15 protein-coding genes and 1 pseudogene are annotated in these 13,347 nt (G+C 58.7%); 9 read left to right on the top strand and 7 right to left on the bottom strand.

Annotated elements, in window-relative coordinates:
• Nucleotides 1-5: 5 nt before the first annotated feature.
• The 3 genes from PDO_RS03235 to PDO_RS03225 are packed head-to-tail and all read left to right on the top strand — an operon-like array spanning nt 6 to nt 4,239.
• Nucleotides 6-1,997 (top strand): alpha-glucosidase, encoded by a 1,992-nt coding sequence (locus PDO_RS03235; RefSeq protein WP_037072500.1) that lies wholly within the window; start codon nt 6-8, stop codon nt 1,995-1,997.
• Between the two features lie 2 nt (nt 1,998-1,999).
• Nucleotides 2,000-2,773 carry a sulfite exporter TauE/SafE family protein gene (locus PDO_RS03230; RefSeq protein ID WP_007597747.1) on the top strand — a complete coding sequence of 258 codons (774 nt, stop codon included), beginning with the start codon at nt 2,000-2,002 and terminating at the stop codon, nt 2,771-2,773.
• On the top strand, nt 2,770-4,239 hold the full coding sequence (locus PDO_RS03225) for an NAD-dependent succinate-semialdehyde dehydrogenase (RefSeq protein WP_007597746.1): 1,470 nt from the start codon (nt 2,770-2,772) through the stop codon (nt 4,237-4,239). The genes PDO_RS03230 and PDO_RS03225 overlap by 4 nt, the downstream gene beginning before the upstream one ends.
• 91 nt (nt 4,240-4,330) lie before the next feature.
• Here PDO_RS03225 and PDO_RS28190 read toward each other — a convergent pair whose 3' ends face one another.
• Nucleotides 4,331-4,594 (bottom strand): NAD(P)H-binding protein, encoded by a 264-nt coding sequence (locus tag PDO_RS28190; protein ID WP_160167018.1) that lies wholly within the window; start codon nt 4,592-4,594, stop codon nt 4,331-4,333.
• Between the two features lie 174 nt (nt 4,595-4,768).
• Between PDO_RS28190 and PDO_RS28185 the strand changes: the two genes are divergently transcribed.
• Nucleotides 4,769-5,077: an arginase family protein gene (locus tag PDO_RS28185; RefSeq protein WP_160167017.1), complete on the top strand. Its 309-nt coding sequence runs from the start codon at nt 4,769-4,771 to the stop codon at nt 5,075-5,077.
• Entirely contained in the window at nt 5,040-5,456 is a 417-nt protein-coding gene (locus PDO_RS29380; RefSeq protein WP_052023371.1) for an arginase family protein, read from the top strand. The genes PDO_RS28185 and PDO_RS29380 overlap by 38 nt, the downstream gene beginning before the upstream one ends.
• Nucleotides 5,457-5,599: 143 nt before the next feature.
• On the opposite strand, the pseudogene PDO_RS03210 reads toward PDO_RS29380, so the two are convergent.
• From PDO_RS03210 to PDO_RS03195, 4 genes and pseudogenes are all read right to left on the bottom strand, one after another.
• Nucleotides 5,600-6,297, bottom strand: a pseudogene (locus PDO_RS03210) (IS6 family transposase).
• 144 nt (nt 6,298-6,441) lie between these two features.
• Nucleotides 6,442-6,825, bottom strand: a complete 384-nt coding sequence (locus tag PDO_RS03205; RefSeq protein WP_037072498.1) for a type II toxin-antitoxin system VapC family toxin — start codon at nt 6,823-6,825, stop codon at nt 6,442-6,444.
• On the bottom strand, nt 6,822-7,022 hold the full coding sequence (locus PDO_RS03200; protein ID WP_007597733.1) for a type II toxin-antitoxin system VapB family antitoxin: 201 nt from the start codon (nt 7,020-7,022) through the stop codon (nt 6,822-6,824). Before PDO_RS03200 ends, PDO_RS03205 begins: the two co-directional genes overlap by 4 nt.
• Nucleotides 7,023-7,343: 321 nt before the next feature.
• Nucleotides 7,344-8,240, bottom strand: coding sequence for a LysR family transcriptional regulator (locus PDO_RS03195; protein WP_007597731.1), 897 nt, complete (start codon nt 8,238-8,240; stop codon nt 7,344-7,346).
• Between the two features lie 139 nt (nt 8,241-8,379).
• On the opposite strand from PDO_RS03195, the gene PDO_RS03190 reads away from it, so the two are divergent.
• Together PDO_RS03190 and PDO_RS03185 are read left to right on the top strand one after the other, a co-directional pair.
• Entirely contained in the window at nt 8,380-8,709 is a 330-nt protein-coding gene (locus PDO_RS03190) for a nuclear transport factor 2 family protein (RefSeq protein WP_007597724.1), read from the top strand.
• A complete protein-coding gene (locus PDO_RS03185; RefSeq protein ID WP_007597723.1) occupies nt 8,706-9,485 on the top strand; it encodes an SDR family oxidoreductase in 780 nt (259 codons plus the stop codon). The genes PDO_RS03190 and PDO_RS03185 overlap by 4 nt, the downstream gene beginning before the upstream one ends.
• A gap of 25 nt (nt 9,486-9,510) precedes the next feature.
• Here PDO_RS03185 and PDO_RS03180 read toward each other — a convergent pair whose 3' ends face one another.
• A complete protein-coding gene (locus PDO_RS03180; protein WP_007597722.1) occupies nt 9,511-9,978 on the bottom strand; it encodes a MarR family winged helix-turn-helix transcriptional regulator in 468 nt (155 codons plus the stop codon).
• Nucleotides 9,979-10,122: 144 nt separating this feature from the next.
• On the opposite strand from PDO_RS03180, the gene PDO_RS03175 reads away from it, so the two are divergent.
• Together PDO_RS03175 and PDO_RS03170 are read left to right on the top strand one after the other, a co-directional pair.
• Nucleotides 10,123-10,920, top strand: a complete 798-nt coding sequence (locus PDO_RS03175) for an alpha/beta fold hydrolase (protein ID WP_007597721.1) — start codon at nt 10,123-10,125, stop codon at nt 10,918-10,920.
• A 232-nt stretch (nt 10,921-11,152) separates the two neighbouring features.
• A complete protein-coding gene (locus tag PDO_RS03170; RefSeq protein ID WP_007597720.1) occupies nt 11,153-12,046 on the top strand; it encodes an SDR family NAD(P)-dependent oxidoreductase in 894 nt (297 codons plus the stop codon).
• 528 nt (nt 12,047-12,574) lie between these two features.
• Here PDO_RS03170 and PDO_RS03165 read toward each other — a convergent pair.
• Nucleotides 12,575-13,186, bottom strand: a complete 612-nt coding sequence (locus PDO_RS03165) for a TetR/AcrR family transcriptional regulator (protein WP_007597719.1) — start codon at nt 13,184-13,186, stop codon at nt 12,575-12,577.
• Between the last annotated feature and the right edge of the window lie 161 nt (nt 13,187-13,347).

Here is a 13,347-nt window from a genome sequence, read left to right as displayed (position 1 = left end):
TTGCGATGAAACTTCAACAGACAGAAACTGGCTTCACGCTCTCCTTCGCAGGCCGGACAATTCTCGATCATAGCGCGGCGGCGCCCGCGATCTTTATAGGTCACGGCGAGGAGCGCATGGACATGTATCGCGGCAATTTCGAAATCGAGGACTATGTCGTCGAGCGCCGCTCGCTCGCCCATGCCGAGATCGAAGGTAACCGGGTATTCCTGTCGGATGCACCGGGCCGGCCGGTGCGTCTTGTGCTGATTGTGGACGAGGGCACCATCGGCTTCGAGGCGCTCGACACGTCGTTGAACCGGCTCTGGATTCGCGTCGTGGCAGATCAGGACGAACATGTCTGGGGTGGCGGCGAGCAGATGTCCTATCTCGACATGCGCGGCCGGCGTTTCCCGATGTGGACCTCCGAACCCGGCGTCGGACGCGACCGGACCAGCGAGATCACCTTTAAATCCAACGTTAAGGACCGGGCGGGCGGCGATTATTTCAACACCAATTATCCGCAGCCGACCTATGTTTCCTCGGCGCTCTACGCGCTGCATGTGGAGACATCGGCCTATTCGGTCTTCGATTTCCGCCGCAAGACCTTTCACGAGATCGAGATCTGGGCGATCCCGGAGCGGATCGAGCTTTTTGCCGCTCCGGCCTTCGTTGAACTGGTCGAGATGCTGTCTGACCGCTTCGGCCGCCAGCCGCCGCTCCCCGATTGGGTATATAACGGCGCGATCATCGGCCTCAAGGATGGGGAGAATTCCTTTTCGCGTCTCCAGACGATGCGCGATGCCGGTGTTGCGGTGTCCGCACTCTGGTGCGAGGACTGGGTTGGCCTGCGCCAGACTTCCTTCGGCGCACGTCTTTTCTGGGATTGGCAGGCCAACGAGGATCGTTATCCCGGTCTGCGCCAGCGGATTGCCGAGCTTGACGACGAGGGCATCCGGTTCCTGGGTTACGTGAACCCTTATCTCTGCGTCGATGGCCCACTGTTTGAGATCGCCGAAGCGGCGGGTTACTTCGCGACGGATGCAGCCGGCAAGACTGCGCTCGTGGATTTCGGCGAGTTCGATTGCGGCGTCGTAGATTTCACCAATGCGGCTGCGGCCGAATGGTTTGCCGAAGACATCATCGGCAAGAAGATGCTGGACTATGGCCTTTCCGGATGGATGGCCGATTTCGGCGAATATCTGCCGATCGACGTGCATCTTTCGAACGGCATCGATGCGAAGCTGATGCACAACCAGTGGCCGACGCTCTGGGCTGAGGTCAATGCGAAGGCGGTTGCAAGCCGTGGCCAGACCGGTGAGGCGCTGTTTTTCATGCGAGCCGGCTTCACCGGCGTCCAGAAACATTGCCCGTTATTGTGGGGCGGCGACCAGTCGGTCGATTTCTCCCGTCACGACGGTCTCGTCACCGTTATCTCTGCAGCCCTGTCTTCCGGCCTGCTCGGCAATGCCTATCACCATTCGGATATTGGAGGCTATACCAGCCTCTTCGGCAATGTCCGCACACCGGAGCTTTTGATGCGCTGGGCCGAGATGGCGGCGTTTACGCCCGTCATGCGCAGCCACGAGGGAAATCGCCCGCGTGAAAACGTGCAGATCGATCAGGATCCGCAGGTGCTGTCGCACTTTGCCCGCATGACGCGGATCTACAGGCATCTTGCTCCCTATCTCAAATCCCTGTCCGATGAGGCGGTTGCGCGGGGTCTGCCGGTGCAGCGGCCGCTCTTCCTGCATCACCAGGACGATCGCGAGACCTATGCGATCCAGGACACCTACCTCTACGGCGCCGACATGCTGGTCGCGCCGGTCTGGGAGGCCGCACAGGCGGATCGTGTCGTCTATCTGCCGCGAGGCGAGCGCTGGGTTCACGCCTGGACGGGCGAAACCTTTGTCGGCGGTGAAAAGCTGCGCATAGAAGCACCGCTCGGGCAGCCACCCGTCTTCTACCGGGCCGGTTGCACTCAAGATGCGCTGTTTGCCGGTCTTCGGGACCTGTGACGGTGAGCGCTGCCGGTCTTGCGGGGCTTCTGGCGCTGGCGGGCGTTGCCGCGTACATGCAGACGCTGACCGGTTTTGCCCTCGGCCTGATCATGATGGGCGGCATCGGGCTTTGCGGGTTGATGCCGTTGCCGGAGGCCGCCGTGCTCGTCGGCTGCATGGTGCTTGTCAACGCCACGCAGGTTCTCGCACGTGGCTGGCGTGATATCGCTTGGGCCGAGTTCTGGCCTATCATCATATCCAGCCTTGTTGCTCTGACGGGCGGATACTGGCTGCTGGGCGTGATGGTTTGGGTGTCCATCGACTGGGTGAAGCTTGTACTTGGCGCCGTCATCGTCGCCTCCAGTCTGCAGCTTGCGCTGAATCCTCGGCGACTGGCCGTGCGGTCATCGAGCGCTTCCTTCGCCTTTTTCGGTGCGGTTGCCGGCCTGATGGGCGGCTTGTTCTCCACCGCCGGTCCGCCGCTGGTCTTCCACCTCTACCGGCAGCCTCTGCCGGCAGTCAGCATCCGCGAAACGCTTGTGGCGGTGTTTGCCGTCAATGCCGTCATCAGGCTGGCGATCGTCGTGGCGGCTGGCGAGGTGCCGCATAGCGGTTTCTGGTGGGGCCTGCTCTGTATTCCGGTCGTGATGATCCTGACTTTTGTTGCCAAAAAGTGGCCGCCACCCCTGTCTGCTCTGTCCATCCGCCGCACGGCCTTCGGCCTGCTTCTCATATCTGGCCTGTCGCTGGCCGTTCCCGCCCTTTTGAACATCATAGGAGATCACGCATCATGACCGAGCGCCGCACGCTTGCCCTCAAGGACCCCGCCCTTCTCACCAACAAGGCATTTGTCGCCGGCGCATGGGTCACCGCACCCGACGGGAAGTCATTTGCGGTGACCGACCCTTTCGACGGCGCGCTGATCGCCAATGTGCCGAATCTCGGCCAGGCGGTTGTCGCACAGGCAATTGATGCTGCGGCGGACGCGCAGAAGCTCTGGGCAAAGCGCACAGGCAAGGAGCGGGCGCAGGTCCTGAAGCGCTGGTACGAACTGATCATCGAAAACGCTGACGATCTGGCGCTGATCCTGACGACTGAGCAGGGCAAGCCGCTGGCGGAGGCGAGGGGGGAGGTCGTTTCCAATGCCGCCTATCTCGAATGGTTCGCCGAGGAAGCAAAGCGCATCGACGGTGATATCATTCCTGGCCCCAATGCCAGCCAGCGCATCCTGGTGCTGAAGCAACCGGTCGGCGTCTGCGCGGCGATCACGCCATGGAATTTCCCGAACGGCATGATCACCCGCAAGGCAGGCCCGGCCCTTGCCGCTGGCTGCAGCATGATCCTGAAGCCCGCTTCGCAGACGCCGCTATCGGCGCTGGCGCTGGCCGTTCTGGCTGAGCGCGCCGGCGTGCCGAAGGGCGTGTTTTCTGTCGTGACCGGCGAGGCTAGGCCAATCGGTCTTGAGTTCTGCCACAATCCGAAGATTGCCAAGATCACCTTCACCGGTTCCACCGGCGTCGGGCGCTGGCTGATGAAGGAAGCGGCCGACGGGATTAAGCGCCTCTCGCTGGAACTGGGTGGCAACGCGCCGTTCATCGTTTTCGACGACGCCGATCTGGATGCCGCCGTCGAAGGCGCGATGATCTCCAAGTTTCGCAATGCTGGCCAGACATGCGTCTGCGCCAACCGCATCTATGTGCAGGAGAGTGTCGCGCGCGCCTTCACGGAAAAGCTGCTTGCCAAGGTTTCGGGTCTTGCGCTCGGTCGCGGCACCGAAGCCGGTGTCAGCCAAGGGCCGCTAATCGACGAGAAAGCTGTGGCGAAAATGGAAGAGCATGTCGCCGATGTGGTCGCGATGGGCGGGACCGTGCTTTCCGGCGGCAAACGCAGTGCGCTCGGGGGCACGTTCTTCGAACCGACGGTCGTAACCGGGGTGACGCAGGCAATGAAGGTGGCCAAGGAGGAAACCTTCGCGCCGTTGGCGCCGATCATCTCGTTCAAGGACGAGGACGACGTCATCGCCATGGCCAATGATAGCGAATTCGGCCTTGCCTCCTATTTTTACGCAAAGGACATGGCGCGCATCTGGCGCGTTGCTGAAGCGCTCGAGGCTGGCATGGTCGGTGTCAACACCGGCATGATCGCCAACGAAATGGCGCCCTTTGGCGGTGTCAAGCAATCCGGCATGGGGCGCGAGGGCTCGAAATACGGAATCGAGGGCTTTCTAGAATTAAAGTATGTGGCCCTCGGGGGGCTCTGAGGGTCGCGATTGTTACACGGGCATTGGTTTCAAGTCCTATACCGGATTGGCTAGGTGTTTGATGCGGGGGCATGTCTTCAAAAAGATCGGTCTATCGCTCGGAGATAACCGGCGCTTTTTGGTAGAGGCTCCGGTCATTAAAGCTGTCGACCAAGAACTTGGCGACCTGTCGCCGGCCAACGAACATCGCCGGCTTGGGAGCATTGGCGTAACTAATGACCAGCTTCTTTTCCTTCTCCGAGTTGGACAGGGCCGCAAGTCGCGCCAGCGTCCAGTCAGTGTCGGTCGTGCGGATGTAAGCATCGACGCGATCGTGATCGGCGGAAGAAATGCCAAGATTGGTCTTGCGGATCATGACGCGCGTCAACCACATTGCTTGCGCAATGCTTTCGCCAATGCCCCTAAAAGCTTTTCAAAAGTTCCACAATTATGCTTGCCCCACAAAAGGCGAGTTTCAGCGCTGTTGACGCGGGTTTTATACAAGTCTCGGTGCAATCAGGCGACTTCGAGACTGATCCAACGAGTCCTGGTGAAAACCGTACGCTCATCCGATCAACTGCTGAGCAAATTCTGTTGTGTGGCGCAGTTGGGTGGGGACGATTCGATCCCGATCCCGATGTTGGAAGCCCTTAAGGCAAAGCGCTCAGTGCATGTGCTGCAAATTGATGCGCACATAGATTGGCGCGATGAAGTTGCTGGTGAGAAATACGGACTTTCTTCGGTGACGCGGCGCGCGTCTGAAATGCCTTGGATCAAGGGCATCGATCAGGTTGGTGCGAGAGGCCTGAGTTCTGCAGGCTATGAAGAGATACAGACTGCAAGGACGGTGGGGGGCTGAGATTTTCACCGCCAGGGATATAATTGAACACGGCATAGATGAAGTTGTCAGACGTATCCCAAGGGGTGCGGCTGTCCATGTAATTCTCGACCTGGACGCGTTGGATCCCTCGATCATGCCTGCCGTGTTCGTTCACGCCCCGGGCGGGCTTCTCTACTGGCATGTGGCGAAGCTGGTGATGGCTGTCGCCGACCGTGCGGACATTTGTAGCGTGGCGACTGTGGAGTTCGCGCCTGAAAGGGATGTCAATGGGATTGGCGCGCTCACTGCAGCACGTATTTCATCGCTCATCATGGGGTCGATTCTTCGCTCTAAGTACGTCCGGAAAGAGAGTGGAGTGCACCCCCTTTCACCGGATATGTCGGCTAGTTTAATTTAGCTCTGATGAACTGCCGAGGGGAGGCAATCTTGAGCGCGGAATGGGGAATAATTTCGTTGTAGTCCTCGATCCATCCACCTATGAGCCGGAGGGTGATGTCACGTTGTTTCCACGGAACCCAGACTAGGCGTCTGCCAGCGAACTTATGCAGTTGCGCCGGTCACAGCTTTCCACTGCGCCATTGCGAGGATCCAATGAATGTGGGTGGCGAGGGCGGTGCGTTTCTGATGCGGTGGCACGAAGAGATTTCTGATTGCTGAAAAGACCGAGATGAAACGTTGCAAGCCGCCGACTGATCGGAAGCCATGCATCACCCGTTCTCGTTTTCGCAGCGACAGGTGAGAATTTTCCGCGGGATTGTTCAGGCCCTTGTGCGATCGGTGTTCGAGGCCGGGCATCACATCCCGTCTTGCCGCTCCGTATGAGCGCAACTTGTCTGGGATGATGCGCCTTGGCGTCTGGCCTTGCTTCTTCAACAGCCTGACGAGCACTCGCTTGGCAGCCTTGGTATCGCGGCGGCCCTAGACGATCTCGTCGAGAACGTAACCGTTCTGGTCAACAGGACGCCAAGGCTAATGCTTCCGGCCGCCGATGGAAATCACCACCTCGTCCAGATGCCAGATATCCTTGCGCGACGGCTTCTTTCTGCGTAACTGCCTGGCGTAAGTTGCCCCGAATTTACAGCCCCATCGCCGTATAGTTTCGTAAACACGACGATATCGTGCTTCAGAAGCATTTCCTCGACCAGCCGCAGGCTTAAAGGAAACCGGAAATACAACCACACCCTATGGGCGATGATCTGCTGCTTAAATCGGTGGCTGCAATTGATCGGCGAGCTCATCCCCGCCCAATTATCCGTCAACCGTTAAGGCACCAACAACGTGACATCACCGCTTAGGACGCTGCCAGAATAGGACTGATGCGAGGGTCCCTGGTTAGATTTGGTTCAAGACCAAATATTGCTGAGCGGTCCTGTGTTGTTGTTCTAAAGTGAGGCTTGCGCATGCAGATGAAGCGCCGCACCAACTTTTTGTGCTGCGGCCACCAGGCGCTTATCTCTTGTCCACAAGCTTGACCGCTGGTCGAGTAGTATTGAAGTCAACAAGTGAGCGTCCGTGTAACCGATCCCCATGCTGAATATCGATTGGCGATCAATTATCGTCATTACCTCTGCATGGGTCGCGATCATTGCTTCGCGTTGAGCTGCCAGGAAAACTAGCACTGCATCCCGTTCTCGCAGGCTACCAAGCGCCAGTTCGCCGATAACGAAAGGGTGGCAGAGCAGCCGGTCATCATTGATAATTTTTCGTAGCTCTGCGTCACCGTACCGAAAATGATCTATCCAGATTGAGGTATCTACCAGAATCACTTGGCTACGTCGCTCCGTCGGCGAGGCGACGCCTCAGCCTCGGGCATAGAGCCGCCAAGCGCGATCAGCCTTTTGCCGGATTCCACACGCACAAGCGTCTCCAGCGCTTGTCGAACAAGGGCTGCCGTCTCCTTCGTGCCTGTGAGGGACTTGGCCCGTTCCATGAGATTGTCGTCGAGATTTATGGTAGACCGCATATCTAGCTCCCGTAAATAAGCAGAAAATCTAGCACCATTTGGTGCGAAAATCTACGACTCATTGAGTGCGGCTCATATCTCCATGTTTTGCGGGTCGTGGGTTCAAATTGGTTCAAGGCGGAGAACTGCCACAAAGTCTCAGCGATTTCCGGACATAGTGTCCTTACAGTCGCCGCCCTGGATCGGATGGCGTGCGAGCTGAATATTCTCGGTGTCCGCAAATCAGTCGTTTTCCGGACAAAGCTTCATAACAACACGGACATCAAATTATGTTGGTGTGCAGCGACGATGTCGACGAGACCTGACTAACTTGCCGGACGATTATCGATTGGCAAATTCTCGCGCAGCCTGAATGAATGCACTAAAGGCGGCCGTTGGGTTTTTTCTGCCGGGGTAGTACAGCGCTAACGGCGCCAACGAGGGCGTCCAGTCTTCAAGAACGCGCACCAAGCGACCGGTCGCTATGTCATCGCGCACATCCGCTTCCATGACATATCCGAGCCCGACGCCATTTTGAGCCGCTATCCTGACCAGGCTTGACTCGTCGAGGGTGATCGAGCCTTGCACATCGATCTGGATAGCATTCCCGTCCTTTTCAAATTTCCACCGAAACAAGGCGTTGTTGGGCAGACGGGCACGAATGCAGCGAAACCGATCCAGGTCGGCCGGTTCGGTTGGCTTGCCATGAATGCGCAGGAAGTCTGGTGATGCGACAACGGCATTGCTGCGCTTCAAACCGAGTGGCACGGCGATCATGTCAGTTGGCACCAGGTCGGCTGGCCTCAAGCCCAGGTCGAAGCCCGCCGCAACGATGTCAACGATCCGTCCCTCCGTGACCAGATCGATATGGACCTGAGGGTAGCGTTGCATGAACGACAAGATTAGCGGTTCCATCACCTCTCGGGCTGCCGTCGCGAAAGCATTGATGCGCAATGTGCCTGCCGGGGTTTGCTGGAGAGACTGGACCGTGAGCATAGCATCGTGAATGTCCATCATTGCTGGTCCAACCCGCTCGGCAAAGGTTTTTCCCGCGTCGGTGAGCGAGACGCTACGCGTTGTCCGGTTGAACAGGCGAACGCCGAGACGCTGCTCAAGTTTTGCAACGGCATTGCTTAATGCGGTGGTGGACATGCCGAGCTCGAGCGCGGCAGCCCTGAACGAGCCGAGGCGCGCGATGCTGAGGACGGCGTCCAGATCGACAAGAACAGAACGAGTCATTATCCCTCTTTTCGCAATTCCTCATCCTCTTTTATCCTAGTTATCGTGTCAACCAACTCATCATAGATTGCCTTCATCGTCCTCCAAAGGGGGCGGCGTCCTCAGCTGACAGAGGCTGGAACCAGGATTGGTGGAACCAATGACAATCAAGTTAACCAAGGCCATCGAAGCGTACTTCGAGGCCGACCGGACAGGCAGCCCGGATGCGATCGCTGCCACATTCACCGAGAACGGCATTGTGAAAGACAAGGGCAAGACCCACAGGGGCCGTGATGCCATCCGCGCATGGATGGCTGATGAAGCTCAGCAATACAGCTACACGGTGGAGCCCTTCTTCATGACCACCGAAAACGGAAAAACCCAGGTAACGGCCCATGCCGTCGGCGACTTCCCGGGCAGCCCCATTGATCTGCGCTTCTTCTTCGTCCTCGCGAACGACAAGGTCGCCGAACTGGAGATCACCGTATGACACAGTTCCTCACCTTGCAGGGCCGTCGCGCCCTGATCACCGGCGGCACTTCGGGGGCCGGCGCTGCAACCGTAGCGCTGTTCAAGGAGTGCGGTGCCAGCGTAATGGCCACGGCTCGTAAGAAGCCTGCTGATTTCGCAGGAGCAGCGTTCGTCGAAGCCGACCTGACCACCAAGGCGGGGGTAAAGACCGTCGTCGACGCGGTGCAGCGAGAACTCGGCGGCCTCGATATCCTTGTGAACGTGCTGGGCGGCTCTTCTGCCCCTTCAGGCGGCTTCGCCGCGCTTACCGACGAGGAATGGGAAAAAGAGTTCAACCTCAATTTCTTTCCGGCCGTCAGACTGGATCGCGCACTTATCCCCGGGATGATCGCTCAGGGAAGCGGTGTCGTCATCCACGTTACGTCGATCCAGAGAAACCTTCCGCTGCCTGAGGCCACGACCGGTTATGCTTCGGCCAAGGGAGCCCTCAACACCTACAGCAAAAGCATCTCCAAAGAGGTTTCTCCGAAGGGTGTGCGGGTGGTACGGGTCTCTCCCGGCTGGATCGCCGATCCCGGAGCCAACGGACTGGCTCTGCGCATCGCCGCGGAAGCCGGCATCGAGTACGATGCCGCAGTGCAGGTGATCATGAACGCCCTCGGCGGCATACCGCTCGGCCGACCGGCCAAGCCGGAAGAGGTTGCCGACCTGATTGCATTCCTTGCCTCGGATCGGGCCGCATCGATTACGGGAACCGAGCATGTGATCGATGGTGGGACGGTTCCGACCGCTTGAGCTGGCCATAGACTGCTCCTGCAGGTCAGGCGGGTGCGTCCCACACGCCGATCTGCGAGTAGATCGCGTCACGCAGGTGTCGCACGTTTTGGTTCAAGGCAGCGAGTTCCGCTGGTGTCTGCGTCGAGGCTGCCAGCAAAGTATCGCTGAGGCAGCCTGCCTTGTGCTGCAAGGCACGGCCCTGATCTGTCAGCGCCACCAGAACCTGACGCTCGTTCTTAGCGTTGCGCGTCCGGCGCAGGTGCCCGGCGGCTTCCAGGCGTTTCAATAGAGGCGTCAACGTGCTGGATTCGAGAGCGAGCCGATCCGCAATGGAAACGACAGTCTGCTCATCTTCCGCCCAGAGAACGTTCAGGACGAGATATTGCGGATAGGTCAGTCCAAGCTCGTCAAGCGGCGGCTTGTATGCGCGCTGGATCGCGATGCCGGCGCTGTAAATCGCATAGCACAGCTGGTCGTGCAGGGGCGGGGGATCGTTATGGCGTTTGGTCATTCTGAACTCCTGTAAGCATCCATATAAATGAACTTATCACAAAAACCAATATCGCGATAATAATTATGTTGACGCGTAGATTGGGATGTGAAACTTTACAGATATCGCGATAACAGTTATCGCAAAAAGCCAAAGGAGAACACCATGACACGCAAGCCCATCACAACACTTTCCGCAATCGCTGCTGCGGCATCACTGTCGGTTGCTTTGCCGGCGGCGAATGCAGCCGACGCCATTCCCAAAGATCAAACGGTGAAAAACGTCGTTCTGGTTCATGGCGCCTTTGCTGATGGTTCCGGCTGGAAGGGTGTCTACGACAATCTCATGAAACGAGGCTATCGCGTCACGATCGTGCAGAACCCTCTGACTTCTCTGGCAGACGATGTCGCCGCCACCAAACGTGCGCTGGAACGGCAGGATGGCCCGGTCATCCTGGTCGGACATTCCTGGGGTGGCACGGTCATCACGGAAGCGGGCATCGATCCAAAGGTTGCGGGCCTCGTCTATGTCTCTGCGCTCTCCCCGGATGCCGGCGAGACAACGGCGCAGCAATATGAAGGATTTGCTCCCGCATCGGAATTTGTCATCGAAACGACAAAAGATGGGTTTGGATATGTCAGCCCGGCCAAGTTCAAGGCCGGTTTCGCACATGACGTCAGCGATGCCGAAGCTGCGTTCATGAGCGCTTCGCAGGTGCCGATCAACATGTCGGCGTTCGGCACCAAGCTCGAGAATGCTGCTTGGCGGACCAAGCCGAGCTGGGCCGTCATCGCCACAGAAGATAAGGCATTCGATCAGGCTATGCTGATCCATATGGCAGAGCGCATCAAGGCGAAGATCACCAAAGTGTCGGCGAGCCATGCCCTGTTCATGACACAACCGACTGTGGTTGCCGATACCGTCGATCAGGCTGCCAAGACAGTGTCGGCAAAGAAGCAGTGATCGACTTCGCGCTATCGGGACGGTCAAGGACTCTCCCGATAGCGCTGATAGAGTTATCTTAAATCGTATGCACGGCAGAAGAGAGATCGGTGGCACGCTGGATCGCTGATCCGTGCGGCTACGAGCATCATCCCGTCCGCCTACCTCTGACGACACCTTCTCGCTGATCTCGCTTGTCTCATCAGGTCGTCGGGTCGGCCTTGCCCCTGCTGAACTCCCGGGCAGGGGTGTCGTGTTAAAGGCGGAACGCCATGCGGGTGTCGAGCTCGCCGGACGCAACGTCATCGTGACCGGAGGAGCAGGGGGCATCGGGCTGGAGACCAGCCGCGCTCTCGCCGCCGTGGGCGCGGCCGTGACGATCGCGACTCGCCGGCCGGACGAGGCCGAGAGAGCTGTCGCCGAGTTGAAGCGGGCGATGCCCGAGGCTCGCTTGCGCGTACGTCGGCTGGATCTCGCCGATTTGTCGTCGGTACGAGAATTCGTCGAGAGCTGGAACGACCCTCTGCACGTCCTCGTCAACAACGCGGGTGTCATGGCCATTCCGGAACTGCATAGGACAGCGGAAGGCCGGGAGATGCAGTTCGCTACGAACTACCTCGGACACTTCGCGCTAGCGCTGGGCCTGCGGCCGCATCTGGCGAAGGCGAACGGCGCGCGTGTTGTCACCGTCGCTTCGACCGGGAGCCTGTTTGCGCCGGTGTTCTGGGACGATCCGGACTTCCGCTTCATTCCATACGATCCGCTGCTGTCCTACGGGCAGTCGAAGACCGCATGCATCCTGATGTCGGTCGGTATCACGCAGGCATGGGCGTGCGATGGTATCACCTCGAACGCTCTCAACCCCGGAGCGATCGCCACCGGGCTTCAGAAACACACCGGCGGCCTTCGCACACCCGAGCATCTGCGCAAGACAATAGAGCAGGGGGCGGCGACGTCGGCGCTGCTTGCAGGCTCGCCGCTCGTGGAGGGCGTGTCTGGCAAGTATTTCGACGACTGCCAGGAGGCTCCGGTTGTTGAAGAGCGAGGATCGGGTCCCTTCAAGGGCGTCGCGAGATACGCCGTCGATCCTAATAACGCCTTCCGTCTCTGGGAGATGGCCACGCGGATGTTGGCCTCGCTGGTATGAACCATCCGGGGTGGACAGAATGCAGGCCTTACGGGAAAATTCCGCGGTTGAAGCGGTACTTGTCTTAGTCCTCATTGCTGCCGATTGTCCTGCGCTGCCTGGTAGATCCAGTGAGCGTGCTGAGTGTCCTACGGCGTGAATGGCCGAAGGACCTTGAGGTCAAGCAGTGTACGGCTCCTTCCCTGACAATGCTGGAGCCCTTGGCGGCCTTTACAGGCTGGATCAGAGACACCTGGCAGGACATCGAAGCCTCTCGGTGCGCCTTCGATGCTGCTGAGCGCAATCACGACCGCGATAGTCGGCGAACGAGTTCCAAAGATGAATGCTGACGCCGGGCGAGGTTTTCAACAAGGCTCATGACAGAGCAATCTTCAACGCTGGCATGGACGATGACCGCTGGAATATGTGTCTGGCCGAGCACAACGAAGACCTCCAGTAGTAATCGGGGCCAAAGTTGGATGCCGATCCACACGCACGGTTCTTGCCGCGTATTCGCGGATCGATGGCAACGGCTGATTTCAGCCGGTCTTAACGCTTCAGCTGCTGTTCCAGCAGGTCGCGCAGATCACCTATATCGGCGGCAATCCGGTTTTCACCGCGGCTTTGCGCGCCATGGAAAATACCGTCGAGATGCAGCCCGACGATACGGGCGAGCTTAACGGTATCGACTGCAGCATAACGACCGCTGTCGATGCCGGCCTGCAGGGTGTTGATGATCAGTTCGCGCTCGAAACAATAGAAGCTCTGCACCACCGCGTCGAGCTGCGGGTCCTTCTTGGTCTGCGCTGCATAGTCGGCCATCAGCTTGACCATGCGCGTCATCATCGTCGGTGCCATCAGGGCATGGGTTTCGAACCATATGCCGATCTCACCGAGGAAATCATCGCCGGGCCGCGCACGGCGCATTTCGAAATCGGCGATGATCTGGCCGATTGCCTGGGCAAGCACGCTCTGGATCAGGTGATCCTTGCTTTTGAAATAGTGGTATAGGAGGGCGACATTGACGTCGCAGGCAACCGCGATGTCGCGCATGGTGACGATGCTGAAATGCGAGGTGCCGAACAGGCCGAGCGCAGCATCAAGGATCAGCTCGGCGCGTTTTGCCGGGTCCAGTCTTTGCCGCGCAACTTTGGTTTCCATTCCCTGATTTCCTTCTGCGGATCAACCGCCGCCGGGCTCTCGTGGCGGTGCTGTGTGCTTATCGACCGAAGGCGATGCGCTTTAGGAGTGAAATTGCTGATCAGCGAATGTGCATTGCAGCAAAATCTTAGCCTAAAAAACCAACATCAATCTAATCTCTG

It is taken from the genome of Rhizobium sp. PDO1-076, assembly GCF_000247475.1.
Classification (GTDB): domain Bacteria; phylum Pseudomonadota; class Alphaproteobacteria; order Rhizobiales; family Rhizobiaceae; genus Allorhizobium.
The sequence above is the reverse complement of the archived record's forward strand: the minus strand, read 5'-3'. Positions and strand labels throughout refer to the sequence as shown.